Origin of the sequence: Spirillospora albida (genome assembly GCF_000718255.1) — a bacterium.
In the GTDB taxonomy this organism is placed as follows: Bacteria; Actinomycetota; Actinomycetes; order Streptosporangiales; family Streptosporangiaceae; genus Spirillospora; species Spirillospora albida.
The window spans coordinates 98,205-122,993 of the sequence record NZ_JOFJ01000008.1; the positions used below are offsets into that span (position 1 = coordinate 98,205).

Sequence of the window (24,789 nt, forward strand, 5' to 3'; positions counted from 1 at the left end):
TTGAGTTCGGGCGTGAGGGTTAACGGGGGCGGGTTACCCGGGTCTCGTCCCAGACGGGTTCTGGGGATTCTCGGATCATGCCGTCGGAGCGGAAGAGCAGGAAGCGGTCGAAGGAGCGGGCGAACCAGCGGTCGTGGGTGACCGTGACGACGGTTCCCTTGTAGGACTCCAAGCCTTCCTGCAGGGCTTCGGCGCTGGCAAGGTCGAGGTTGTCGGTCGGCTCGTCCAGAAGCAGGAGGGTGGCGCCGCCCAGTTCGAGGAGGAGGATCTGCAGGCGGGCCTGCTGGCCTCCGGAAAGGGTGTCGAAGGGCTGCTCGGCGCAGACGGTGAGTTCGTAGCGGGCCAGGGCGGACATCGCGTCGCCGCGGAGGCGGGCGTGTTCCGTCATGACGATCTCGCAGGGGGTGCGCCCGGCGAGGTCGGGGCGGGCGTGGGTCTGGGCGAAAAGGCCCGGGACGACGCGGGCGCCGAGGCGGGCGACGCCGGTGTGGGCGACGGGTGCGGTCGGCGTCGCGCCTCGGGGGAGTTCTTCTGCGACGGACGCCAGAAGGCGCAGGAAATGTGATTTCCCGGAGCCGTTCGAGCCGACGACGGCGACGCGCTCGCCGTACCAGATCTCGTTGCTGAACGGCTTCATGAGGCCGGTGAGTTCGAGGTCCTCGCAGATGACGGCGCGTTTGCCGGTGCGGTCGCCGCGCAGCCGCATGGTGATGGACTGGTCGCGCGGGGGCACCTCCGGCGGGCCCGCTTCCTCGAATTTGCGGAGGCGGGTCTGGGCAGCCTGATAGCGGGACGCGAGGCCGTCGTTGAACGCCGCCTTGTTCTTCAGGGTGTTGACGAGTTGTTTCAGCTTCGCGTGTTCCTCGTCCCAGCGGCGGCGCAGCTCTTCGAGGCGCTCGTTGCGGTCGCGGCGGGCGGCGGCGTACGTCGCGAAACGGTCGCCGTGGACCCACACCTTGCCGGCCTCGACGGTCACGATGCGGTCGGCGGCGCGGTCGAGGAGTTCGCGGTCATGGGAGACCAGCAGCACGGTTTTCGGTGTTTCGCGGAGGCGTTCCTCCAGCCACTGCTTGCCGGGGACGTCCAGGTAGTTGTCCGGCTCGTCCAGGAGGAGGACCTCGTCGGGGCAGCGAAGGAGGGCTTCCAGGACGAGCCGTTTCTGCTCGCCGCCCGAGAGCGTCTTCACCTCGCGCCAGCGGCAGGAGTCGTGCGGGACGCCCAGGGCCGCGATGCAGCACGCGTCCCAGAGCACCTCGATCTCGTAGCCCCCGGCGTCGCCCCAGCCCGCGAGGGCGTTCGCGTAGCGGAGCTGGGTCGGCTCGTCCTCGCGTTCCATCATCGCCAGCTCGGCCGCCTCGAGTGCCGCGGCGGCCTCCCGGACGCGGAGCGGCGCGATCGACAGCAGCAGGTCGTGGACGGACGACTCGTCCCGCACATTGCCGATGAACTGCCGCATCACGCCCAGCCCGCCGCTGTGCGCGACCGTCCCCTCCTGGGGCGTCAGGTCACCGGAGACCAGGCGAAGGAGCGTCGTCTTCCCGGCCCCGTTCGGGCCGACGAGCGCGGCCGTGACACCCTCCCCGACGCGGAACGAGACGTCGTCGAGCAGTACCCGGCCGTCGGGCAATGTGTGCACCACATGCCCGACCTCGACGTGTCCCACCGATTCGCTCCCTCCGCCTGGATCCCGGCGTCGAGTCTCCGTGCGCACGCGACGCACCGTCAAATCGATTTCTGACCTGGACGGATAGGTTCTGGTGGAGAGCCGCGTCTCAGCAAGACGTTTCAGGGCACCGCGCAGTCGAGGATGCGGCCGTCTGTCGTTCCGAGGACGAGGCGGCTGGGGGACGGTGCGGCGAGCGACAGTGGAACCGCCGGGCAGGGCGCGGCGGACAACGAAGGCGTTGCCCGGCAGCAGGCCCTGACCGTTGTGTACCGCTCCGTCATGGATGAGCGCTTCGCCCGCGGCGTCGCGGACATAGGCGGCGGGGCCGCCGAACAGGTGGCCGTCGCGGGCGGTGTCCCATTCCAGCGGGAACAGGTCGGTGGCGGTGCGCGTCAGCGGATCGAGCCGGGCGATCCGCTTGCCCTCATCGTCCCAGCGCCTTCCGCCCCGCAGGAAGAACAGTTCAGGGCTGTGGCGGACGGCGAACGGGTGGTTGAACAGGTCGAACTTGCCCAGCCGTACCCGCCCGGTCTCCTGGCCTTCGGGTGAGACCAGCAGTGTTTCCTGGACGGTCGAGGTGTGATCGACGTTGCGCAGCGCCAGCCAGCCGTCCGCCCGGGCGGTGAGCGTGACGGAAAAGCCCGGTGCGAGGCCGGCCGTGCGGGCGCCGTCGGTGAGGGAGAACCGGACGGCCGATCCGGGGCTGCGCTTCCAGCGGTCGTCGATGCGGCGGGTCTCGGAGTTCAGTACGACCCACGCCGAACCACCGTCGGGCGTCACCTGGATCTGCCGACCGCCCGCCGCGTCCGGCACGGTGAACGCGCGCCGCCCCGATGGCTCCCAGCACTCCAGGGCGATCCCCTCGGATGCCGTCAGGATCCGGCCGTCCGGCAACGGCGCCACGGCCCAGACCTGGCGCCGCGGCTCCCGTCGTCCGCCCGACAGGTCGCCGAGGACCTCCTCGGGCGGACGACCGGCCGGCGTGGGCGAGAACGGCGCAGCCGGGGTCGCGGTCTCCTTCAGGCGCAGCGCCTCCGGCGCCATCCAGTTGGTGCGAGTGACGGTGCAGAGGTGCCCTTGGGTATGGGCCGCTGGGCTCTCCCAGCCGCCCCGCGAACCCGCCCACGACCGTGATCCCGAGCCGTTCGTCGACTGCGACCACCTGGGCGTCACCCGTCTCGGCGAACGGTGCATCGCCGAACACACCCTGGATCGTCAGCACCGATTCACCGTAAACGGCCCTTCCACCCGTCTCATCCAGTCGCGTAGCCGGACCTGAGGACGGCGCTTCTGGAGGAGCGTCCTGAGCTGGCAGAACGGGACACTGCAGAAGACCACACTCAAATCACTTGTGGCCCCGGGCTCAGAACCGGCGGAGGAGGGCCTGTTTCGCGGTGGCGAACTCGTCGTCGGTGAGGATGCCCTGCTTGTGGAGGTCGCCCAGTTCGCGGAGGCGCCGCAGGAGGACGTCGTGGTCGGTCTCCGGAGACTCAGGCGCGGTGATGGCCGGGACCTCGGCCGGCTCGGCGGGGTGGGGCAGGCGCGCGACGACGGCGGCGGCCAGGGCGATGGCGGCGGCGCTCTCCTTTTTGAAACCCCACAGCGTCAGGCAGTACGGGTCGTGTTTGGGTTCCGGCGGCTCGTCCTGGCCCTTCGGCCGGAACCGCAGATGGCCCTCGTCCAGGCCGACCGCCGGGTGCAGTTCCACGTGTGCCACATCCGCGAGGGCGAGCCGACGCGGACCCGCCTTCTGTTTGGCGGAGTCGGCCATCCAGTTCCATTCGAAGCGGATCGACTCGCCATCGAAGGTGACGGAACCGTCGCCACCCGACGCCCGGATCGGCACGCTCGGGCCGGGCAGCAGATATCGACTTACCGGCGCCGTGTCGACCTGTTCGATCTGGAGGTGGTTCCGCACCTCGTCCACCATGTACTCGGCCAGCGAGGAACGGTCTTTCGCCACGTTCAATCGGTACGGGTCGGACGAGTCGTTCAGCGCTCCCGCCGCGGCCTGGAGCACGGGGTCGGCGTTCTCCCGCAACTTGACCTGGAGGACGCCGCCCTTGCGGCCGGGCTGGTACGCGATCCCGGCAATGGCCTCCAGCGGCACGGCCAGCTCGCCGAGCAGCCGCCGCAACCGGTGCACGTCCCGTCCGGTCCCTGGGACGATCCGTAATAGGTCGCCGTCGAACGTCCAGGTGCCGTCACTTCCGATGACCTCTGCCATGACCTTCCCGATCGCCCTGTTTCGGTAGGTCCACCCTAAAGGCGATCAGAGTGAACGAGCCGAAGGACCAGTCCACCGTGAGGCCGCCGACCGTGAACCGTGTGCTCAGCCTGTTGGCCGGACTCGTGCCGGTCAGTCGTCCGCCCGGTCCTCGTCGGGTGCGATGACGAAGGTGCCGCGACCGTGTCGGGCGGCGTCGCGGCGCGAAGTGTTCGTCAGGCGTCTGCGGTGGGTGGAGGGGCGACGAAGGTGCCGCGGCCGGGGACGGTGATGACGGCCCCGCGTGCGACCAGTTCCTGCACGGACCTGTTAGCGGTGGCGTGGGCCACGCCGTAGGTCTCGGCGATGACGCGGACACCGGGTAGACGCCGTCCGATTTCGCCTGCGGCGATGCGCCGCTGTAGATCGTCCGCGATCTGGAGATACAGCGGGGTCGGGCCGTCCAGGTCGATCGGCATGTCTCCAACCTAGAACGGTCTCGGACGTGCTAGAACGCTAGATACGGCTCGACCGGACTAGCACAGACTAGAACGGTATGGAACGCTGTGCTCAGCATGACGATGACCCGCCGGATGGTGACCGGCCGGCGGGCGACGGACCGTCGCTGGGAGGCGAACGACCTATGAGCCCTGATGCCAGGGTGCGACTGGAAGCGCTGGGAACCGTTCTGCGTGTGCACGGGTTGCGGGCGTGGATGTCGCCCGACGGGCTCCACGTGGAGAACCCGGAGGCGGCCGGGTGCTGCAGTCTGCACCCGTGTGTGGTGCTGACCGTGGGGGCGCGTCAGGACGACGGTGGCCAGACGTGGTTCTTCACCACGTGGGGACATCCCCTCGCGGAGGCGGAACACATCGCGGACACCTTGACCGCCGTCAAGGCGATGCTCCACGGCAGGCCGGGGGTGGCGCTGTGACCGCGCTCATGATGGCCGCGGCGGCGGTCGGGGTGGTGATGGGCGGCGCGGCGGTCTTCACAGTGGGGCGGCGACCCCGGTACGTCGGCCGACATCGCATGACCTGGTGAAATGGCCCCGGGACGTCCGGCATGTCCACGCGGGCGGACGGCGTGTATGTCGGGAGAAGTCGTGCGACGCGTTGATGGCGTTGCGCGCTCGGCTGCTGATCAGAGAAGGGCGCGGATGTGGAGGAGTGCCTCGTCCGGTGTGAGCTTCTGGGTCTCGCCCGTGGCGCGTGATGTCAGCTCCACGGTGCCTTCGGCCAGGCCACGGCGGCCGATCGTGATGCGGAAGGGGATGCCGGTGAGTTCGGCGTCGCGGAACTTCACGCCGGCGCGTTCGGCTCGGTCGTCGATGACCGTTTCGATGCCCGCGTTTCGGAGGGACGTGTAGATGTCCTCGGCGGCCTTGCCCACGTCCGGGTCGTCAGGCTGGGCGCTCACTACGACTACCTGGAACGGGGCGACGGCCACGGGCCAGACGATGCCCTTGTCGTCGTGGTGGACTTCCACGATCGCGGCAATGGCGCGCTCCACGCCGATGCCGTAGCTGCCCATGATGACGGGCACGCGCTTGCCGTCCGGGTCGAGGACCTCGACGCCGAGGGCGCGGGCGTAGCGGTCGCCGAGCTTGAAGATGTGGCCGACTTCGATCGCGGGCTCGACGCTCAGCGGCTCGCCGCAGCGGGGGCAGGGCTCGCCCGCCTTCACTTCACGCAGGTCGGCCCAGGTGCCGACGGTGATGTCCCGGTCGACGTCGACGCCGCGCAGGTGGACGTCGTCGGTGTTGGCGCCGGTGAACATGGCGCGGCGGCCGTGGAGGGCCTCGTCCGCGATGACCGGGTGCGCGGTGACGCCTACCGCGCCTAGGCTGCCGGGGAGCGCACCCAGAGCCTCCTGGATCTCGTCCGGACGCGCCGCGCGCAGCTCCGACGCCCCTGTCGTGTCGGCGAGCTTCTGCTCGTTCAGCGCGTGGTCGCCGCGCAGCAGGACGAGGGTGAGCCGGCCGTCCAGGACGTAGACGAGCGTCTTGACCTGCCGTTCCGCAGGAGCGTCGTAAGCCAGGAGGTCCTCGATGGTCCGGACGCCAGGTGTGTCGAAGCGTTCCGGTGCGGGCAGCCCCGAGCCGTCCGTGACAGCAGGCAGGGACGACGTCGCGCGCTCGATGTTCGCCGCGTACCCGCAACCGCACCGGACGATCAGGTCTTCGCCGACCTCCGCCGGGCACATGAACTCCGTCGAGCCGGAGCCGCCCATCGTGCCGCTGGACGCGTCGACCGCGACCACCGGGAGGCCGAGCCGCGCGAAGATCCGCGTGTACGCGTCCCGGTACGCCTCGAAGGACGTGTCGAGCCCCGCCTGGTCGAGGTCGAAGCTGTAGGCGTCCTTCATGGTGAACTCGCGTGTCCGCATGAGGCCGCTCTTGGGCCGCGGCTCGTCCCGGAACTTCGTCTGGAACTGGTACCACTGCTGCGGCAGGCGCTTGTAGGAGCCGAGTTCGCGGGCGACGGTCGCGAAGATCTCCTCGTGGGTCATGCCGAGGGCGTGGTCGGCGCCGCGCCGGTCCGTGAGCCGGAACATCTCGGCGCCCATGAGGTCCCAGCGGCCGGAGCGCTTCCACGGCTCGGCCGGATGCAGGGCGGGCAGCAGCATCTCCTGGGCGCCGATGCGCTCCATCTCGTCCCGGATGATCCCGATCACCTTGGTCCGGACGCGGACCGCCAGCGGGAGCAGCGAGTAGTGCCCGGCGGTGAGCTGCCGGATGTACCCGGCGCGCAGCAGGAGGCGGTGGCTCGCGGCGTCGGCCTCGGCGGGATCGTCCCGCAGGGTCGGCGCGAACATCTGGGACCAGCGCATCCGGCGAGGCTAACAGCGGAGCGCCGAACGGATATTGCGTGCGTGGGGCGCGCCGCCAGTCAGTACCCTATTTTCCGTGAGTCGAGAAGGTGTGACACCGCAGAGCGAGGATTTCTCCGCCTGGTACAACGAGCTCGTCGTCCAGGCGCAGCTGGTCGACCGGGGGCCGGTGCGCGGCACGATGGTCATCCGGCCGTACGGGTACCGGGTGTGGGAGCTGCTCCAGGCCGACCTGGACCGGCGGATCAAGGACGCGGGGCACGACAACGCGTGCTTCCCGATGTTCATCCCGGAGTCCTACCTCAAGCGCGAGGCCGAGCACGTCGAGGGGTTCTCGCCGGAGCTCGCGGTCGTCACCCACGCGGGCGGCAAGCAGCTGGAGGAGCCGCTGGTCGTGCGGCCGACGTCCGAGACGGTCATCGGCGAGTACATGGCCAAGTGGATCGACTCGCACCGCGACCTGCCGCTGCTGCTGAACCAGTGGGCGAACGTGGTGCGCTGGGAGATGCGCCCGCGCATGTTCCTGCGGACGACGGAGTTCCTCTGGCAGGAGGGCCACACCGCGCACATCGACGAGGACGACGCGATGCGCGAGACGATGTGGGCGCTGGACGCGTACGCGGGCGTCGCGCGCGAGCTGGCCGCGATGCCGGTCGTGCCGGGGGAGAAGACGCCGGGCGAGCGGTTCGCGGGCGCGGTCCGCACGTACACGATCGAGGGCATGATGCGCGACGGCCGGGCGCTGCAGGCCGGCACGTCCCACTACCTCGGGACGAACTTCGCCAAGGCGTTCGAGATCCAGTACCAGGACGAGGCGGGCAAGCTGACGCTGGCCCACACCACGTCCTGGGGCATGAGCACCCGCATGATCGGCGGCGTGATCATGACGCACGGCGACGACAAGGGGCTCGTGCTGCCGCCGCGGCTCGCCCCCTACCAGGTCGTGATCGTCCCGATCGGGCGCAAGGAGCAGGGCGAGCAGGCCGCCGCCGAGGCCCGCCGGCTGGGCGCGGCGATCAAGTCGATGGGCATACGGGTGCACGTGGACGACAACCGTCCGCAGCTGTCGCCGGGCTTCAAGTTCAACGAGTGGGAGATGCGCGGCGTCCCGGTCCGGATCGAGCTGGGCAAGCGCGACATCGAGGGCGGTGTCGCGACCGTCGTCCGGCGCCTGCCGACGGTGGAGGGGCAGGGTAAGGAGCAGATCCCGCTCGACAAGGTGCCGGAGCTGCTGCCGGGGATGCTCGCCGACTTCCAGTCGTTCCTGCTGGCGCGGGCGGAGACGTTCCGCGAGGAGCACACCGCCGAGGTCGACGGCTGGGACGCGTTCGGCGCCCAGGTCGGCGGCGGCTGGGCGCGCGCGTTCCACTGCGGCCGCACCGCGTGCGAGGACGACATCAAGGCCGAGACCGCCGCGACCCCGCGCGTGATCGCGGCGGACGCGCCGGAGGAGACGGGCGTCTGCGTCCGGTGCGGGGAGCCGTCGGCGTACGGCAAGCGCGTCATCTTCGGCAAGGCCTACTGAGCCGCGGGAGCGGCCGCGCGGTCAGGACGGGTCGTCCTCCGCGCGGTCGTTCTCCCGCTTGCGGATCAGGTAGGGCTGGAGGAACCACACCCACGAGCACAGCGCGAGGACGATCAGTGCCGTGGCGACCGCCGCCGCGTCCGGGGCGAGCGTGTCGATGATCAGGGTGGTGGAGGCGGTGATGGACGCCGCGAGCGCCAAGCCGCCGACGATCCCGTACCGGTTGGCGCGCCGGATCAGCAGCGCCTTCTGCCCGAGCTGGAACAGGATCCGGTGCTGGAACACCGGGGCGATGAAGCAGATGGACGCGAGCGCCGCCCCGAACAGCGCGATGTAGAACAGCGCCCGGCCGGTGGAGTCGACCTCGTCGAACCCGACCGAGAACGGGACGGTGAGCAGGAACGCGAACAGTACCTGGACGCCGGTGACGGCCACGCGGAAGCCCTGCAGCAGCTCCATCAGCTGCCGGTCGAGGCGCTCGTGTTCGGTCTCGTTGCGCGGCTTGTTCTCCGGGGGAACGGTCATGTACGCCCATTACCCCGCAAATCGCAGGTCACGCCAGGGTTGGGATCTCCACTCGCAACGCCAAGATCGATACATCGTCGCGCAGATCGCTGTCGCAGAAGGCCAGCAGGGTGCGCTCGACCCCGGCGAGCATCTCCTCCGGCGGCGCGCCGGCGTACTCCGCCAGGGTCTCCAGCACCCGCTCCTGCCCGAACTCCTGCCGCTGCAGGTCGCAGGCCTCCAGCAGGCCGTCGGAGTACAGGAACAGCGTGTCGCCGGGGTGCAGCTCGATCGCGTCGACGCCGGCCTCGAAGTCCTCGAACAGGCCGAGCGGGACGCCGCCCCGCGACGCCGACCGGATCACCCCGTCGGCGCGGACCACGATCGCCGGGGGGTGCCCCGCGGTCGCGAGCTGCACCGCGATCCCGTCGGCCCGGATGTCCAGCCCGGCCAGCACCGCCGTGACGAACCGGTCCTCGTCCAGAAGCGCCTCGTTCACGACGCGGAGGACGTCGCCGGGGCCGCTCTCCCAGCGGGACGCCAGCCGCACGCAGTGCCGGGCCGTCGCGGTGACCGCCGCGGCGTCCTCGCCCTTGCCGCAGACGTCGCCGAGGACGAGGCCCCAGCCGTCCCGCGTCCGGAACACGTCGTAGAAGTCGCCGCCGACCTCGGACCCGTGCGTCGCCGTCATGTACCGCGCCGCGACCGACACGCCCGGGATGGCCGGCAGTGTCTTCGGCAGCAGCCCCGCCTGGAGGGTGTCGGCGACCTCGGCGCGGCGCCGGTACAGCCGCGCCGCGCGGATCACGAGCCCCAGGTAGCGGCCGAGCCGCTGGACGACGCCGAGGTCCATCAGGTCGAACTGGCCGTACTCGCCGCTGGCCGCGAGCGTGATCGTTCCGATGCAGCGGTCGCCGTCCTCGACGGGCACGGACAGCACGGACGTGACGCCGATCTTGGCGCAGACGGAATGGCCGTCCGGGCAGAGGCCGAGCAGGTCGAGCTCCTCCACATGGGGGCGCAGGGCGCTCTGCCGGGTCGTGAACACCGTGTGCGGCAGCGTGCCGGGCACGGGGTGCAAATCCTCCAGCATCCCGATGGCCTCGCGGGAGTATTCGTCCGCGGGGCCCATCACCACCTGGCGGCGCAGCTCCGGGACGGTCCCGGCGGCCGTGGTGCCGCCGTTCGGGCCGGTCAGGTCGATGAACGCCCAGTCGGCGAGCTCCGCCGCGAGCAGCCGGGCGCACCGCCGCACCGCCACCGTCTCGTTGAAGACGGGCTCGTCCAGCAGGAGTTCGCTGGCGGTGGCGAGGACGTCCATCCGGTGGACGATCGTCGCGACGGCCTCGTCGTCGCCCTGCCCCGCCTGGGGCGCCCGCGCCGGGCGCGGCACCTCCTTCAGCGCGGCGCCGGCCGGCTGGGCGGGGCCCTCCTCGCGGCCGGGCGGTTCCTCGGCGGGCGTGCCGGTCGAGCCCGCCGCCGCGACGACCATCGGGTCGGGCTCGCCGCGGATCCAGACCCGCGCGAGCGTCACCACGGCGTCCACCGGCCGTTCGCGGCCGAGGAACCGCACCCGGACGCGCCGCCGCCGGCCCGTCCGGACGACCGCCGCCAGCTGCGACCGGACGGCGGCCCGGGTGGCGAGATCGCAGAACGCGGTGAACTGCTTGCCGGACACGTAACCGGACGAGGTGCCGAGCATCCCCGCGGCGTGCCGGTTCACCCGCCGGACGCTGCCGTTGCGGTCCAGCAGGAACAGCGGGACGGGCGCGTCCTGGAACACGGTGCGCAGCACCCGGCGCTCGTTCTCCGCCGCCGCCGACCCCGCGGACTCGGTGTCCGGCTCCGTCCCGATCGTCCGCAGCGCCGTGACGGCGAGCTCCAGTTCGACGAGGGCGGCGTCGAGGGTGGCGCGCAGGTCGGGTTCGGGCATGCCCGCGGCCTGGCGGAGTTCCCCGACGCGTCCTTCCAGATCGGAGATCTCCCGCAGCAGGGTCTCGGGTTCCAGCTGGTCCGGCTGGTCGTGCATCTGGCTCCCTCTCTCCGCGGGCACGGTGAAACCAGATCGGTTCGTGCTCTGCTCGGGCCGCTCGGCGATCATGCGATCGTTGTGCGCAGCCTATGCCGTTCGCCGTACGGGGCCTAGCTGCGCCGTGAAGACGTCCCCCGGAGCACCGCTCCGGGGCGCGTCCTAAAAGACGTCGGCGCCCCCGACGATGCGCTGGGCCAGTGCGGTGAGCTTCACGTGCCGCGTCTGCGAGATCCGCCGCATCTCGGCGAACGCCGCGTCCGCATCGCAGCCGAGCGCGTGCATCAGGATGCCCTTCGCCTGGTCGACGACGGCGCGCGCCTCGACCGCCGCCTGCAATTGTACGGCGGTCCGGTGGACGTCGTCGTACTGCTGGGTGTTGGACACGGCCGCGCTGCCCTGCGCCATCAGCAGCGCCGCCAGCGCGTGCTGGCCCTTGCCGAGCGCCTTCGGCGTCACCCCGTACAGGGTCAGCGTGACCAGCACCCCCTGGTTCAGGTGCGGGGACGTCGTGAAGCACCGGACGCCGCGCCGCAGCATGTCCGACACCGCGGCGGGCCAGCGGGTCTCGGCGAGGATGTCGTCGCAGCTCACCGAGCGCCGGTCGAAGGCCACATCGAAGATCGGGCCGCGTCCCCGGGACAGCTGCCGATCGATGACCTCGGCGAGGTCGGGATGGCTGGCGGCGGCCGCGAGGGGGTCCGGCCGGGCGGGCTCGGCGGGCCCGTCCCCGTCCCCGGCGGGCTCCGCCTCGGCCGGCTCGGCCACGGACGCCTGGGGCAGCGCCCACCGCACGGCCGCGGCCCCGGCGCAGCCGGGCACCGCACGGGTCGCCAGCTCCGAGACCCGGTGCAGGGTCCCCACGTCGGACGATTCGCCGACCGTGCCGAGCCGGGCGATCTCCACGGCGAGCTGATCGGTCAGAACCGCTTCGGTGAAAGCCACGCCTCCGACGTTATCCGGCGCGGTCCCGCCTGCGAACCCGTTCATGGCGGCCTCAGTTGTTCGGTGGGGCTTTGCTGATCTCCGGCAGCGGCGCGGAGTCGCCCTCCGCCACCGCGAGGTCGCCCAGGGAGACGATCCCCACCGGGCGGTGCATCGCGTCCACGACGGGGAGCCGCCGGACGGCCTGCTCGCTCATCAGGCGGGCCGCCGTGTCGGTGTCGTCGTCGGGGCGGAGGGTGACGAGGTCGGCGGTGCACACATCGCCCAGCGAGGTCAGGTCGGTGGCGCGGCTGTCGGCGACCGCGCGGACCACGATGTCGCGGTCGGTGAGCATGCCGCAGAGGCGGCCGCCGTAGGTGACCAGCACGTTCCCGATCGCCTCGTCCCGCATGATCCGCGCGGCCTCGTAGAGGGTCGCGTCGAGCGGCAGCGCCTGGGGGGCCGCGGTCATCACATCGCTGACTCTGCGTGGCATGCGCGCACATCCTCCCGATAGGCCCGCGGTTGGCGTGAGCTTGTGTGCCGCGCCCTACCCCAGCGCGCCCGCCCTATTCGCCGGACGGCCGATCGCGCGCTTTTCCCGGCCGGCGGTCAGAAATCGAAGATCGCGCCGGTACGGGAGTGCAGGACGCACGAATTCCCGTACTCGCCCCGGAACCGGATCTGTCGCCCGTGCCATTGCCCGTGCGCACGGGCGACGACGGGAGTGTAGACGGCGGCGCACATCCGGTCGTCCGGCTCGTGGTCGATCAGGCCCTGCCCGCGCTCGAGATCGGCGCAGGCGCTGGCCGCGCGGGGGTGCGGGCCGTGCGGCGGATCGCAGAACAGCGTGATCGTCCGGGGAGCGGACGTGTCACTTTCCGGATAGGTCAGGGTGAGCCGCATCCGATCATGTCGCGTATGGGCGGCCTGGGCGGAGTGCGCCGCGATCGGGACGATCAGGCAGGTCGCGAGAACAGCGGCAATGGTGGCGAGGAAACGCATCGCCGGACACCTCCAGTGATCAACAAGAGTCACCAAGAGTAGTCAGAGCGATGCATTCCGTGTGGCGTTTCGGCGGGATCAGGCGGCCAGGGTGTGCGTGCGCCGGTGCCCGGCGAGCGCCTCCCGGAGCTGCTTGCGGCCGCGGTGCAGGCGCGACATCACGGTGCCGATCGGGGTGCCCATCAGCTCCGCGATCTCCTTGTAGGCGTAGCCCTCGACGTCCGCGAGGTACACCGCGTCCCGGAACTCCCGGGGCAGCGCCCGCAGCGCCGCGACGATCTCCGCGTCCGGGATGCGGTCGAGGGCCTCGGCCTCGGCGGACCGGAACCCGGCGGACCGCGCCTCCTGGTGCGAGAGGTGCCACTCCTCCAGCTCCTCGTGCCCGGCGCGCTGGGGCTCGCGCTGCCGCTTGCGGTAGCCGCTGATGAAGTTGTTGGTCAGGATCCGGTGCAGCCACGCCTTGAGGTTCGTGCCCTCCTGGAACTGGTGGAAGTTCACGTACGCCTTGGTCAGGGTCTCCTGGACGAGGTCCTCGGCGTCGGCGCTGTTGCGGGTCATCCGCACGGCGCTCGCGTAGAGGGGGTCGGCGAGAGGGAGGACGTCGCGCTCGTAGCGGCCGGTGCGGTCGGTGGACTCGGGCTGGTCGGTGTACTGGACGGTGGCGGTCATCGAATCGCTCCCCCGTGGTTCATGACCCTTGCGGGGCCTTCCTGGCGCGCGTCCCGGGAGGTCTCGGGGGGTACGCGCGGACCGGGCGGACGGGCCGCCCCCTTCGTCGGTACGACCACCGTTCCCGACGGGTTCGTGATCATCCCGGCCGGTCTGGGTTCCGGCCGGTTCGGATCAGTGGATCGGGCCCCGGCGCGCGGCCGGGGATCTCTCGCGCGGGTCGGCGGTGCCAGGGCGACCCCGATGGAAACGGGACGTCGCGGGCATGACGGGCGCTCTTCGCGGTGGGCTTCCGGTATATAGGACGCCCGGTAAGGAGTAAAGGGTTGCGTGGCGTCTATCACACCGGATGGCCGGGGGAGACGGACGGACCCCGGCCGCCGTGGGCGACCGGGGTCCGCGCGGGACGGGGGCTGCTCAGCGCAGCAGCGCCCGCAGGGCCCGCGCCATGAGGGCCCTCTGCTCGGCCGGGGTCTTCGCCTGCTCGATGCCGAAGCCGAACAGGATCGAGTCCCGGGTCCCGACCGACGACACGGAGTCGATCAGGGCCGGCGACCGGGCGAACTCGGACGAGTTGCCGGGGCTCCCGGCGGGGGCGCCCTGGGCGGCCCACGGCCCGAGGCCGGACTCGAAGCCCTCGGCGTCCAGCGTGCCGCCGGACGTCGTGACCTTCGTGTCGTCGATGAACAGCCCGGCGCCTCCGGTGAACGGGTCGCTGACGTACGCGAACGACACCTCGACCCGCTTGCCCGCGTAGGCGGACAGGTCGAAGGCCGCCGGCACCCAGCCGTTGGAGTTGCCCGTGAAGGCGTTCCACGAGCCGGACGATCCCCTGTTCTGGCAGGGGTTCCCTCCCGTGAGGTAGTGCGTGAGGAACGGGTGCATGTCGAGGTAGTAGCCCGCCTCGCACTCGATCGGGACGGTGGTGCGCGTCCGCCCGTTCTTGTCGGGCAGCGTCGTCCAGTCGTCGCCGTCCGCCGTGCGGGCCTCCAGGATCACGTTGTCGAAGCCCGTCTCCGTGCTGTAGGAGAGCATCGCCTGGAGCGCCGGGGCCTGCGCGGCCGTGACGTTCGTCAGGTCGATGGTCCGGGTCAGCCGCCGGTACAGGCTGTCGTCGTGCGCGCCCGCGACGTAGTACCGGCCCTCGATCGGCTCCGTCGCCGCGGCGGCGCCCAGGTAGTCGCCCAGCTTCCAGCTGCGGAACTGCGGGAAGTCGCCGGCCGGAAGGACGGTCGAGGTCACCTGGAATCCGCCGGCCTCGTTCACCGGGTTGGACGGCGTGCCGCCCAGCCCCGCGTCGAGGCCGCCGAACGGGCTCGCCGTGCCGGTGAACGCGGTGGGCGCGCCCACCCGCTGCCGGTCGAAGGCGCCCAGGTAGTACTGGAAGAAGTCGTCCGACAGCAGTTCGCAGTCGTCCCGGAAGTTGCCGCTCACGACGCACGGCCGGTCCGTATGGCCCTTGAGACCGTAGTAGATGCCGCCGCCGTTGAGCCGGTTGAGCGGGCCGTTGTAGCCGGTCGTCTCCCCGGTGTGCAGCAGCTTCCCGCCCTCGTTGAGGTAGGAGCGGACGTTGAGGACGAGTTCCTTGGCGCGGTCGGCGACCTGCGAGTCGGGGACGTCGCCGAGGTAGGTGCGGACGGGGTCGTCCGCCGCGTCCTGCGTGAGGCGGTTGTCTCCGAGGTACCAGACGACGCCGCGGAAGTGCTTCAGGACGCCGAGGTCGTGCGGGACGCCGTCCTTGTCGATGTCCCAGACGAGCGGCCGGTGCCCGGCCCCCCGCACGAGGTCCGCGTACCGCCCGCTGTACCGGGGCGCGTTCGTCCCGGCCGGATACGTCGGGTTGACCCCGGTGTAGTCCTCGTCCGCGATGACGAGGACGTCGGCGCGGCCCCTGTCGCGGACCGTGTAGGTGAAGCGGCTCGACTCGACGCGGGTGCGCCCCTTGTACCCCGTGAACCAGACCTCGACCCTGTCGCCGGGCTTCTGGCCGTGGACCCTTCCGCGGTATTCGGCGTAGTAATGGTCGCCCTCGCCGCCGAACCGCTCACCGCCCCGCCATTCGCGGACGCCCGCCCGCCGCGCCTTTCCGCCGTTGATGCGGTAGTTCAGCGTCTTGGCGCCGAGCGACCGGCGGATCACCGCCGCGGCCTCCTGCGAGCCGCCGAAGGACGTCGTGAAGCCGTCCGGGACGAAGTCGGCGGTGGTGCGGCCGACGACGGACACCGGCTCGTCCGGCTTGTGGGCCGACTTGCCGGTGGCCACCGCGAACGGCAGGTTCTTCTCGAACTCGTGCTGGATCAGCCGCTCGTCGTCCGGGAACTCGAAGACGCTGCCGCAGTTCTCCGGCGTGTACGGGTCGTCGGGGAACGTGTTGGCGGCGGTCACGCAGGTCGCCATCTCCGGGGTGATCGACAGGGCGCCGTGCCGGTTGTCGGCCTGCCCGTCGGTCTCGCCGTTGGTGGTGTAGAGCTGCGCGCCGAGCTGCGGCGTGTAGCCGGGGACGGCGGGCTTGTCGATGTCGCCGAGGGCCGCGTCGTGGATCACGTCGTCCGGGCTGCGGGTGAGGCTCTGCCAGCCGACGCCGTGCAGCAGCAGCTCCGCCGCCGAGTGCCAGTTCACCAGGAAATTCGGGCGCAGCCGGTCGTACAGGGCGATCTGCGCTCGGGTCTCGGGCTCGGACGCGGGCCCGGTCCCCCGGTAGGTCTCGCTCGCCGGGTTGGGGGAGGAGCCCTCGTTGTCATAGCCCCACTTGTAGGGGAAGTTGCGGTTCAGGTCGACGCCGTCCCCGCCGGTGATCTGGCCGTCGCCGTTGTTGTCGCGCGCGTTCTTGCGCCACAGCCGGAACCCGTCCTGGAACGTCAGGTCGTAGCCGTCCACGTTGACGACCGGGATGAACCACAGGTCGGTGGTGTCGACGACCTTGGTGATGTCGGCGTTCTTCCCGTAGTTCCCGACGTAGTGGTGCAGGAGCCGGCGCACCATCTCGGGCGTGATCCACTCGCGGGCGTGCTGGGTGGCCTGGTACACGACCGCGGGCCGCTTGCCGTCCTTGAGGGTCTTCGCGCCCTTGCTGACCCGGATCGCCGTGATCGGCTTGCCCTGGACGGACGTGCCGATGTCCACGGCCGTCGCGATGCCGGGGTTGTCGGCCGCGAGCTTCACGATCTCCTCGCGGATGTTCCCGGCGCCGCTGTAGGGGCGGAAGACGCCGTTGGCCGCCGCCTTCGCGCGGGCGCGGGCGTCCTTGCCGTCCACCTTCTTGACCGCGAGCCGGACGCCCTGCTTCGCGAGCGCCGCGGCCTGCGTCCCGCTCATCACGGCCTCGACGCGGAAGAGGCCGTTCTTCCCCTTGCCGAACTGGACGTCCTCGCGATCGAGTCCCGATTCGTTCAGCGTCTTCACCTGGTCGCCGGTCAGCTCACCGGTGTACGCCTCGACGGCGGCGCCGGACGCGGCCGGCTTGGGGGCGGCGTCCGCCGGGACGGCCGTGAACGTCCCGATCAGGAGCGCCACGACGGCGAGCAATGTGGTGAATCTTCTGCGCCTGTGCCGGAATCTCGTGCGCGTCATCGCGCCCTCCCTGGCGTCGATCACAACGGGGGCGGGGCGATCGTCCGTTGAGGGAAGGTGGGTGTCAATGTGGCATCAGTGCTGATTGCCGCATTCGGTCAATTTGTGGGGCTTCCAACTGGCAAGTCCGGCGTGTTCCTCTGTTGACGCCATTCCGGGCAGACCAACTTCGGCATAGGCCCCCGCGAGTCCCTTACAGGAGGTAGCGTCACCTTCACCGCGGGTACGTGGCGTGGTCGCGCCGCCGCCGCGCCCCGACGTCGCCCAGGGGGGTCACGTGATCGCCAGAGAGCATCAGCCGCGCGCCGGGGCCGCCGCGCCGGGCGACGCGAACGCGCCGTGGGTCCTGGAGCGGCGCATCCTCGGCACCGTGCGGCTGGCGGCGATGATGCTCGACGGGGCCGGCCGCGTCCGGCACTGGAACCAGGCCGCCGCCGAGCTGTTCGGGGTCCGCGAGGCCGAGGCCCTGGGCAGGCCGCCCGCCGCGTTCCTGAAACTCCCCCGGGAGAACCGCGACGCACTCGAGCCGAAGACGTTCCGGCACGTCTGGTGCGGCTCCTGCACGCTGCCCCGCACCGACACCGGCGAGCACGCCGAGGTCGGCTGGTGGATCTACCCCCTCGACTCCCCGCCCCCCGGCGAGGACGGCACCGGCATCGTCGCGCTGGCCGTCGACCTGCGGCTGCTCCGCGCGGACGGCGCCGGCCTGCTCATCGACGGCGTGACCGTCGCGGTGCCGGGCGTCGCGGCCGGACGCGGCGGGGCGATGCGGGTGCTGCGGGTCGAGCCCACGATGACCGGGGTCGCGCCGGACGAGTCCGCGCCGATCGCCCGGCACCTCGCCGACCTGCTGCCGGTCGACGGCCCCGCCGCCACGGCGATCACCGACCGGGTGCTCGAGCTCGGCTGCCCGGCCATCACCCTCACGACGACCGTCAGGCTCCCCGTCGTGCCGTACGTGGGCGGCGTTCCGAAGACGCTGCGCGCCCGCCGCCGCCCCGGTGCGGTCCGCCCGCCGCTCGTGCCGAATCCGCGCCCTGGACAGGGATTGGAGACGATGGCCGTGTGGGAGCCACTGGAGTTCCTCGGTGAGGCCGGAGAACAGATCGGAAGCTCGCTCGACCACCTGCAGGCGGCCCGCACCCTCGCCGAGGTGCTGGTCCCGCGGATCGCCGACTTCGCCGCGGTCGAGCTGCTGGAGAGCGTCGTGACCGACCTCGAGCCACCGCGGGGGGAGTTCGACGGGCTGACGCTGATGCGCCGGGTCGCGGTCGTCCACAACGACGACCCCGGCGGCTGGACGGACGCCGTCCCGGAGGACGAGACGCTGCGGCTGCCCGAGAGCACTCCGTTCGTCCGGGCCATGAAGTCGGGCCGGGCCGTCCACATCCCGCGGGTCGGTCCCGAGGACGGCGCGGAGATCGCGGCCTCGTTCGGCGACCACGACGTCCGGCCCCTGCTGACCGACCGGGCGCTGCTCATCCAGCCCCTGATCGCGCGGGGCAACGTGCTCGGCACCTTCAAGCTGCTCCGCAAGCACGACCGGCCCCCGTTCGACGACCTCGAGCTCGCCATGGTGGACGAGCTCGCCCGCCGCGCCGCCCTCTGCATCGACAACGGGCGGCTCTACCGGCGCGAGGTCCAGGTCGCGCAGGAACTCCAGCACCGGCTGCTGCCCGATGATCCGCCGCACGTCCCGGGCGCGCGCATCTGCTACCGGTACCGCCCCGCCGGGCAGGCCGCCCAGGTCGGCGGCGACTGGTTCGACGCCCTCGTGCTGCCCGGCCACCGGGTCGGCATCGTCGTCGGCGACGTCATGGGGCACGGCATCACCTCGGCCGCGATCATGGGGCAGATGCGGACCGCCGTCCGGACCCTCGCCACGCAGGACCTCCCGCCCGAGGAGCTGCTCCGCCGGCTCGACATCCTGACCCGGCGGCTCGGCGAGGACAACCTCGCTACCTGCATGTACGCGGTGTACGACGCGGTCGGCAAGACGTGCACGATCGCGAACGCCGGGCACGTCCCGCCCGTCCTCGTCTCCCCGCTCGGCGAGAGCACGGTGCTGCCGGTGCCGGCGGGGCTGCCGATCGGCGTCGGCGGCGAGCCGTTCGAGACGGTGCGGATCGACGTCGAGGACGGCTCGCAGCTCTTCCTGTGCACCGACGGGCTCCTCGAACGCCGCGACCGCGACGTGGAGGCGGGGCTCGAGGCGATGCGCGCGCAGCTCGCCGGCGCGTCCCACGACCTCGACGACACCTGCGACGGGCTGCTCGCCGCGCTCGCCAACGACGTCCCCGCCGACGACATCGCGATCGTCGCGGTCGGCATCGACGGCATCCCGAAGGACGACATCGCCCGCTGGGACCTCACCCCCACCCCGAGCGCGGTGCCCCGGGTGCGGGCCCAGGTCGCGGCCCAGCTCACCGACTGGGGGCTCGGCATCGCCACCGACGCCGTCCAGTTGCTCGTCAGCGAGCTCGTCACCAACGCCCTCGTGCACGGCGCCGGTGTGATCAGGCTGCGCCTCATCAAGACCGACACGCTCCTGTGCCAGGTCTACGACGACGGCCAGGAGCTCCCGCAGCTGTGCCACGCCGGCGCCACCGACGAGTCCGGCCGCGGCCTGCACCTGGTCAGCGCCATCGCCGAACGGTGGGGCTCCCACGGCGCCGACCACGGCAAAGTGGTCTGGTTCGAATACGCCCTGCCCTGACCGGCCGGGCGCGGATCGGCCGGGTCCCGTGCCGCCCGGAGCCCGGCCGCCGGGCCTGACCCGGCCGGGCTGATAGCCAACTGTTCCTTTCGCGACAGCTTCTGCCGCACCCCTTTTCGGATCTTATTGTCGGGATAGTGGCAATTGTCGGGGGGGCGGAATGCTGACGCTGCCGGTTCCGGAGACGCTGTACGCGACGTACGCGGTGGCGTCCGGCGGTCCCGTCGAGGACCCCGGCGGGGTCGCACGGGTCGAGGTCGCCCGGCGCGTCCCGCCGCCGCTCCGCGACCTCGCGCTCGGCATGCTCGACAGCCCGATGATCACGCTGGACCTGCGTCCGGCGGCGGAGTTCCCGCCGCTGCCCGCGGACCTGCTCGCCGTGTACCGCGCCACGGCCGGCGACCTCGCCGCGATCGACGCCGCCACCCACGTCCTCGTCGTCCGCGCGGCCTACCGGCCGGGCCGCCCGCCCGCGCACGAATGGGCGGCCCGCGCCGTCGCGGGCGCCGTCGGCGCGGCCCTGGCCGCCCCCGTCATCGACGTCTTCACCCCGCAGGTCCTGACGCGCGAGCACCTCGAACGCTCCCTGCCCGCCCCCGACGGCACGTTCCGCCTCACCGACTGGATGCTGCTGCCCCACACGTCCGCACCGGGCGGATTCTGGTTCACCACCAAGGGCCTCGCCCGCTTCGGGCTCCCCGAACTCCAGACCGAGAACGTCCCGCCGCACCTGGTCGAACCCTGGGGCCTCCTCATGAACGGCCTGGCGCGCCGCCTCCTCGACCTCTGGCTGGACGCGCTCTCCGCCGGAGCCGTCACCGTGGACGTCCCCGACCGCATCTCGGTCGCCTCCCACCATGTCGCCGCGGCCCAGGGCGCGGCCGCCGACGCGGATCCGGAACGGGAGGTCTCGGTGCGGCTGCGACTCGTCCCCGGCGAGGTCCGGGCCGTCCTCGCGGAGGGGGACGGCGACCTCGACGCGCTCTGCTCCGCCCTCTTCGGCGCGCCGAGCGCGGGCTGACCGCTTGCCGATGATCTTGTTCTGGGCGCAGGATCGGTCACGTGAGATTCGGCCCGCGTGACCCGAACCCTGAACCCGACGATCCGGAACCCGGGGAGCAGCCCCCGCCGCAGGCGCCCCACCCGGGCGACGTGCACGTGGCGGGCAGCGGCCAGGCCCCCGACCCGGCGGCCTCATCGGACTGGGTGCACGTCCCGCCCGCGTCCACCGGCGGCCGGCACGAGCGTCCCGACGAGTTCCAGGAACCCTGGACGCCCCCGGAGCCCGGCGAGACCCCGCCGGACCCCGCCCCGGACGAGCCGTTCCTCCCGGGCAAGGGCCTGTCCGCCGACCCCCCGCCGTCCGCGACGAGGCCCGACATCGCCGTCCCGCGCGCCCGCGAACCCGCCGAGGACTCCCCGAGCTGGCCCGCCGGCCTCGCCGCGGACCCGCCGCCCCCCGCGCCCGGCCCCATGGACGACCCGGAGCGCCGCCGAGCCCTCGCCGACGCCTTCGTCGCCGAGTTCGTCGGCAGCACCACATGGCGGGCGACGCTCGCCGTCCTGGAGGGCGCCTTCCCCGGCGTCGGCATGGCCGCCACCCTCGCCCGCCGCACCGACGAGCTCTGGCGCACCATGGAGCCCCTCGACCAGCGGGCCGCCGCGGTGCTGTGCCTGCCGGCCTGGCTCGACGCGTCCGGCATGGTCGTCGACCTCAGCGCCCACCTGCACGTCCGCTCGCCGGCGCGGCCCCCCGCCCGCACCCGCCCGCCCCGCGCCTCCCGCCCCTACGCGGGCGCGTTCGTGATCGACACCCTCGACCCGCTCCGCTACCACCGCGCGGTCGGCGGCCCCCGCGCCCCCCGCGACCTCCCCACCGACGGCGCCGCCGCGCCGCCCGGGGAGGAGGACGACAGCGGCGTGGTCATCGTCGCGAACCTGACGTCCGCCGGAGTACGCGTCCTGGACTCCGTCGCCCTGTGGCGCTACGCGGGACGGGTCGTCACCGACACCCTGCACGACCCGCTGCGCCCCGACACCCGCGCCCGCGCCCGCCGGGCGCTGCGGGCCCTGCGGAGGGTCGTCCTGGTGGACCCGGACCTCCGCCTGGGCCTCTGCCTCCAGCTCGACGCGACCCGCACACCCCGCTGTCTGCTGGCCTTCGCGGTGGACCGCACCGACGCGGCGACCCCGCACTTCATCCGGCCCTGAGAGGAGCCGCCGTCCGGGGGCGGAGCGCGGCGCGGGTCAGGGCTGGGTGCGCAGCCAGGTCAGGTCGTGCTGGAGGGTGTCGGGGAGTTCGCGCAGGTGGCTCGCCAGCTCCCACGGCTCGGACGGGACCGTGGAGTCGTCCGGGTCCGCGAGGACGCCGCAGACCAGGCCGCTCGCGGTGCGGACGGCGGTGAACGCGCCGAACCGGGCGATGCCGCCGCCGTTCAGGTGCGCCAGCTCGGTGAGCAGCGCGCCCAGCGCGGACGGGTCGTGCGTGTCGTGCAGGCCGCGGACATAGGAGAAGACGTCCTCGGCGAGCGCGTCCGGGCGGCGGCCCGACAGGTAGTAGACCGTTCCCCAGTACGTGCCGTTCGCCGCGCGGGCGGAGCGCCGGTCGCGGACGCGCACGCGCAGGCCGTACTCGGCGGCGCAGCGCTCGTAGGCGTCCGCGAGGAGATGCTCCGCCTCGCCCTCCTCGCTGAGGAGCATGCCGGTGACGACGCCCTCGGTCCGGTCGAGGCGGTCGAGGAGCTCCCGGTGCAGCTCGGCGACGTCCTGCTCAACCGCGTCCAGCGAGCGGGCCAGGGCGTGCCGCGCGTCGCGGTCGAGGTCGAGGCCGGCGAGTTCGGCGGCGAGGTCGCCGAACTCCCGCTCCAGGCGCTCGACCCGTCCCTCGACGGCGTCGAGGCGCTCGACGACCTCGGGCGGCGCGGCCAGGGGCGGCGGGATCGGGATGCCGGCCGGCTCACCGGCCGCGGTGATCTCCGCGCGCAGGTCCTCCTGCCGCCTGGTGAGCTCCGCCAGCTGGGCGCGCACCTCGCGCAGCTCCGCCAGCGCCCTCGGCAGCCGTTTGTCGGACGCGATGTAGAGCTCGCGTCCGGCGAGCGCCAGGCAGAGCAAGACCAGGATCACGGTCGACATGTGACTCCTCGGGGGCGGGCTGCGCTCTCGACCCTAACCACAGGGACGCCCGTTTGGCCGGGCGAGCGGCGGATGTCGTCCGAAAGACCCGGATATTCCGTCAGCCGAACAGCCCGCCGAGCAGCCCGCCGAGGATCTCCCCGACGCCGCCGGCGAGCTCGGCGCCGACATCGGCCGCGACACCGCTCGCGGCCTCCGCGGCGAGGTTCCCGGCCATCTGGCCCGCGACCTGCCCCGCCGCCTGCCCGACATGTCCGGCGATCGCGTTGCCGAACGCGTCCACCGGCACTCCGCCGACGTAGCCGGCGACGTTCCCCGCGAGGCCGGCGGCGCCCGCGGCGGCGTTGAGCGCCATGCCGCCCGCCACGCCCGCCGCCGCGATCCCGCCGACCGCTCCGGCGGCGGCCGCGGCCGCGCCGTAGTGCCCCCGGTGGCCGTGGTGGCCCGGGTGGCCGTGCTGGACGTGCATCGGCGGGGGAGCGGGATGCCCGTGCGCCGCCGGCGGGTACGCCCCGGGCGGTGCGTAGGGCGTGCTCGGCGGCGGTGGGTATCCACCGGACGGGGAGTGGGCCGGGAAGCCCGCGGGCGGTGGAGGCGAGGGCCGGCCGTGCGCGTGCCCCGGCGGGGGCGCGTGCCCGGGGCCGGGAGGCGCCGCGTAGCCGGGGCCGGGGGCCGCATGGCCCGGACCGGGGGGTGCCGCATGGGCCGGACCGGGCGGGGGCGTCCGCCCCGGGAACGACGGGGGCATGTGGCCGGGGCCGGGCGGCGGCGCGTGCCCCGGGAACTGCGGGGGAGCGTGGCCGGAACCGGACGGCGGGTGCCCGGGACCGGGCGGGGGCGCGTGCATGGCGGCGGCCGGAGCCTGGTCCGGCGCGGGGGCGGGCGGCGGGAACCGGACGTCCCCCGGCTGCCCGTACTCGCCCGGCCCGCCGTACGGCGCGGCCTGATGACCGCCGGGCGGGAACGTGGCGGGGCCGCCCGGCGGCGGAAGCGGGGCCCGCCCCGCCCCGTGCTCGGACGCCCCGTGCTCGGACGCGCCGTGCTCGGACGCGCCGTGCCCGGACGCGCCGTGCCCGGACGCGGACGGCGCCGCTGAGCGGGGAAGCCGGTCGGCCTCCTCCAGCCACCGGGTGATCTTCTCGTCCCAGTCGGTCGTGGCGGCCTCCGCATGGCCGACCTGGAACACGCCGAACGCCTCGTCCGGCGGGGTCGTGCGGTCTTCGGCGCGCAGGACGAACGCCATGACGCGGGGGCTCGCGACGAAGCTGAGGCCCACGCGCTCGACCCGGCCCCGGTAGGCGGACGGCGGGACCAGGTGGATCTCCTGGTGGAACGGCAGTTGCCGCGAGAGCCCCCGCAGCCTGGACTTCTCGAACGTCACGTTCTTGATCTGGAAGCCGAGCCGGGCGATCGCCGCGAGGACCCACTGCTGCGACTCCAGGGGCTCCACCGAGATCGGGTCGATGTCGCCCGGATCGCGCTGCCCGGCGAGGTCGACCTCGGTGCACATCCCGATCGTGAACCCGGGCAGCTCGTGCCCGAGGACGGTCGTGAACGGCAGCTCGTACGGCAGCGGGATGGAGAACGACAGGTCGCGGTTCTGCGTCGCGTCCAGCCGGAACCCGCGGGTGAGCGCGCCCCGGTACACCTCGGGGCCGGCGCTCTCGCCGCCGTACCCGTTCTGCATGCGGGGCATCAGCGCGAGCGTCACGTGCCGGACGTCGGCGGGCAGGGCGCCGCCGCGCAGGTGGACCTTCCCGGCGATGACCCCGCCGGGGCGGCAGTGCGGCTCGTCCAGGATCGTGTCGACGGTCGGCCCGCCCGCACCGTGCCCGCCCGCACCGTGCCCGCCCGTGCCGTGCCCGCCCGCCATCGGCCCCCCTGGCATCCGCCCGTACGACACCGGCAGTTCCCCTCTCGCGACCCGCGAGGCCGTTCCCCGCACATGTCAGACGAAGTCCACCATGCCACCGGTTCACGCTCGCGCGCGAACATCGAGCCGGATAGGTCT

The 24,789-nt window shown here is 72.5% G+C and carries 18 protein-coding genes; 5 read left to right on the plus strand and 13 right to left on the minus strand.

Translation table 11 applies throughout. The features are described from left to right. Positions 1 to 19: 19 nt before the first annotated feature. From IE99_RS0113125 to IE99_RS0113135, 3 genes are all read right to left on the minus strand, one after another. The gene (locus IE99_RS0113125) at positions 20 to 1,663 is read right to left on the minus strand and encodes an ABC-F family ATP-binding cassette domain-containing protein (RefSeq protein ID WP_030168992.1); all 1,644 of its coding nucleotides are present in this window, start codon (positions 1,661 to 1,663) and stop codon (positions 20 to 22) included. A 1,366-nt stretch (positions 1,664 to 3,029) separates the two neighbouring features. Then, complete coding sequence (locus tag IE99_RS0113130; protein ID WP_030168995.1) at positions 3,030 to 3,893, minus strand: DUF4429 domain-containing protein; 864 nt, start codon at positions 3,891 to 3,893, stop codon at positions 3,030 to 3,032. A gap of 215 nt (positions 3,894 to 4,108) precedes the next feature. Beyond that, the gene (locus IE99_RS0113135) at positions 4,109 to 4,351 is read right to left on the minus strand and encodes a GntR family transcriptional regulator (protein ID WP_030168997.1); all 243 of its coding nucleotides are present in this window, start codon (positions 4,349 to 4,351) and stop codon (positions 4,109 to 4,111) included. Positions 4,352 to 4,566: 215 nt separating this feature from the next. Between IE99_RS0113135 and IE99_RS0113145 the strand changes: the two genes are divergently transcribed. Continuing rightward, the gene (locus IE99_RS0113145; protein ID WP_030169001.1) at positions 4,567 to 4,806 is read left to right on the plus strand and encodes a hypothetical protein; all 240 of its coding nucleotides are present in this window, start codon (positions 4,567 to 4,569) and stop codon (positions 4,804 to 4,806) included. Positions 4,807 to 5,015: 209 nt separating this feature from the next. Here IE99_RS0113145 and IE99_RS0113155 read toward each other — a convergent pair whose 3' ends face one another. Then, positions 5,016 to 6,704, minus strand: coding sequence for a proline--tRNA ligase (locus IE99_RS0113155; RefSeq protein WP_030169005.1), 1,689 nt, complete (start codon positions 6,702 to 6,704; stop codon positions 5,016 to 5,018). Positions 6,705 to 6,780: 76 nt separating this feature from the next. On the opposite strand from IE99_RS0113155, the gene proS reads away from it, so the two are divergent. Beyond that, positions 6,781 to 8,229 (plus strand): proline--tRNA ligase, encoded by a 1,449-nt coding sequence (gene proS / locus IE99_RS0113160; RefSeq protein ID WP_245623183.1) that lies wholly within the window; start codon positions 6,781 to 6,783, stop codon positions 8,227 to 8,229. Between the two features lie 21 nt (positions 8,230 to 8,250). Here the strand turns inward: proS and IE99_RS0113165 are convergent, their stop codons facing one another. From IE99_RS0113165 to IE99_RS0113195, 7 genes are all read right to left on the minus strand, one after another. Next, positions 8,251 to 8,754, minus strand: a complete 504-nt coding sequence (locus IE99_RS0113165) for a DUF6328 family protein (protein ID WP_030169012.1) — start codon at positions 8,752 to 8,754, stop codon at positions 8,251 to 8,253. A gap of 28 nt (positions 8,755 to 8,782) precedes the next feature. Further along, positions 8,783 to 10,762: a SpoIIE family protein phosphatase gene (locus tag IE99_RS0113170; protein WP_030169015.1), complete on the minus strand. Its 1,980-nt coding sequence runs from the start codon at positions 10,760 to 10,762 to the stop codon at positions 8,783 to 8,785. A 162-nt stretch (positions 10,763 to 10,924) separates the two neighbouring features. After that, positions 10,925 to 11,707, minus strand: a complete 783-nt coding sequence (locus IE99_RS0113175; protein WP_051712482.1) for an ANTAR domain-containing response regulator — start codon at positions 11,705 to 11,707, stop codon at positions 10,925 to 10,927. Between the two features lie 52 nt (positions 11,708 to 11,759). Further along, a complete protein-coding gene (locus IE99_RS0113180) occupies positions 11,760 to 12,182 on the minus strand; it encodes a CBS domain-containing protein (protein ID WP_030169029.1) in 423 nt (140 codons plus the stop codon). A 116-nt stretch (positions 12,183 to 12,298) separates the two neighbouring features. Further along, the gene (locus IE99_RS0113185) at positions 12,299 to 12,691 is read right to left on the minus strand and encodes an SSI family serine proteinase inhibitor (protein ID WP_030169032.1); all 393 of its coding nucleotides are present in this window, start codon (positions 12,689 to 12,691) and stop codon (positions 12,299 to 12,301) included. Positions 12,692 to 12,769: 78 nt separating this feature from the next. Next, positions 12,770 to 13,360, minus strand: a complete 591-nt coding sequence (locus IE99_RS0113190) for a sigma-70 family RNA polymerase sigma factor (protein WP_030169035.1) — start codon at positions 13,358 to 13,360, stop codon at positions 12,770 to 12,772. Positions 13,361 to 13,777: 417 nt separating this feature from the next. Next, the gene (locus tag IE99_RS0113195; protein ID WP_030169038.1) at positions 13,778 to 16,930 is read right to left on the minus strand and encodes a M14 family metallopeptidase; all 3,153 of its coding nucleotides are present in this window, start codon (positions 16,928 to 16,930) and stop codon (positions 13,778 to 13,780) included. Positions 16,931 to 17,207: 277 nt separating this feature from the next. On the opposite strand from IE99_RS0113195, the gene IE99_RS0113200 reads away from it, so the two are divergent. From IE99_RS0113200 to IE99_RS0113210, 3 genes are all read left to right on the plus strand, one after another. Next, entirely contained in the window at positions 17,208 to 19,646 is a 2,439-nt protein-coding gene (locus tag IE99_RS0113200) for an ATP-binding SpoIIE family protein phosphatase (RefSeq protein WP_157610259.1), read from the plus strand. 160 nt (positions 19,647 to 19,806) lie between these two features. After that, the gene (locus tag IE99_RS0113205; RefSeq protein WP_030169044.1) at positions 19,807 to 20,667 is read left to right on the plus strand and encodes a hypothetical protein; all 861 of its coding nucleotides are present in this window, start codon (positions 19,807 to 19,809) and stop codon (positions 20,665 to 20,667) included. A 41-nt stretch (positions 20,668 to 20,708) separates the two neighbouring features. Beyond that, positions 20,709 to 21,857, plus strand: coding sequence for a hypothetical protein (locus IE99_RS0113210; protein ID WP_030169047.1), 1,149 nt, complete (start codon positions 20,709 to 20,711; stop codon positions 21,855 to 21,857). Between the two features lie 36 nt (positions 21,858 to 21,893). Here IE99_RS0113210 and IE99_RS0113215 read toward each other — a convergent pair whose 3' ends face one another. After that, positions 21,894 to 22,778 carry a hypothetical protein gene (locus tag IE99_RS0113215; protein ID WP_030169050.1) on the minus strand — a complete coding sequence of 295 codons (885 nt, stop codon included), beginning with the start codon at positions 22,776 to 22,778 and terminating at the stop codon, positions 21,894 to 21,896. A gap of 100 nt (positions 22,779 to 22,878) precedes the next feature. Beyond that, positions 22,879 to 24,651 (minus strand): sporulation protein, encoded by a 1,773-nt coding sequence (locus IE99_RS30260; protein ID WP_051712457.1) that lies wholly within the window; start codon positions 24,649 to 24,651, stop codon positions 22,879 to 22,881. Positions 24,652 to 24,789: the final 138 nt, after the last annotated feature.

Bases quoted from the DNA above. Each gene is read 5' to 3' on its own strand.
- IE99_RS0113130 (WP_030168995.1), bottom strand. From the start codon at position 3,893: ATGGCAGAGGTCATCGGAAGTGACGGCACCTGGACGTTCGACGGCGAC.
- IE99_RS0113135 (WP_030168997.1), bottom strand. From the start codon at position 4,351: ATGCCGATCGACCTGGACGGCCCGACCCCGCTGTATCTCCAGATCGCG.
- IE99_RS0113155 (WP_030169005.1), bottom strand. From the start codon at position 6,704: ATGCGCTGGTCCCAGATGTTCGCGCCGACCCTGCGGGACGATCCCGCC.
- IE99_RS0113165 (WP_030169012.1), bottom strand. From the start codon at position 8,754: ATGACCGTTCCCCCGGAGAACAAGCCGCGCAACGAGACCGAACACGAG.
- IE99_RS0113170 (WP_030169015.1), bottom strand. From the start codon at position 10,762: ATGCACGACCAGCCGGACCAGCTGGAACCCGAGACCCTGCTGCGGGAG.
- IE99_RS0113180 (WP_030169029.1), bottom strand. From the start codon at position 12,182: ATGCCACGCAGAGTCAGCGATGTGATGACCGCGGCCCCCCAGGCGCTG.
- IE99_RS0113185 (WP_030169032.1), bottom strand. From the start codon at position 12,691: ATGCGTTTCCTCGCCACCATTGCCGCTGTTCTCGCGACCTGCCTGATC.
- IE99_RS0113190 (WP_030169035.1), bottom strand. From the start codon at position 13,360: ATGACCGCCACCGTCCAGTACACCGACCAGCCCGAGTCCACCGACCGC.
- IE99_RS0113195 (WP_030169038.1), bottom strand. From the start codon at position 16,930: ATGACGCGCACGAGATTCCGGCACAGGCGCAGAAGATTCACCACATTG.
- IE99_RS0113205 (WP_030169044.1), top strand. From the start codon at position 19,807: ATGCTGACGCTGCCGGTTCCGGAGACGCTGTACGCGACGTACGCGGTG.
- IE99_RS0113215 (WP_030169050.1), bottom strand. From the start codon at position 22,778: ATGTCGACCGTGATCCTGGTCTTGCTCTGCCTGGCGCTCGCCGGACGC.
- IE99_RS30260 (WP_051712457.1), bottom strand. From the start codon at position 24,651: ATGGCGGGCGGGCACGGCACGGGCGGGCACGGTGCGGGCGGGCACGGT.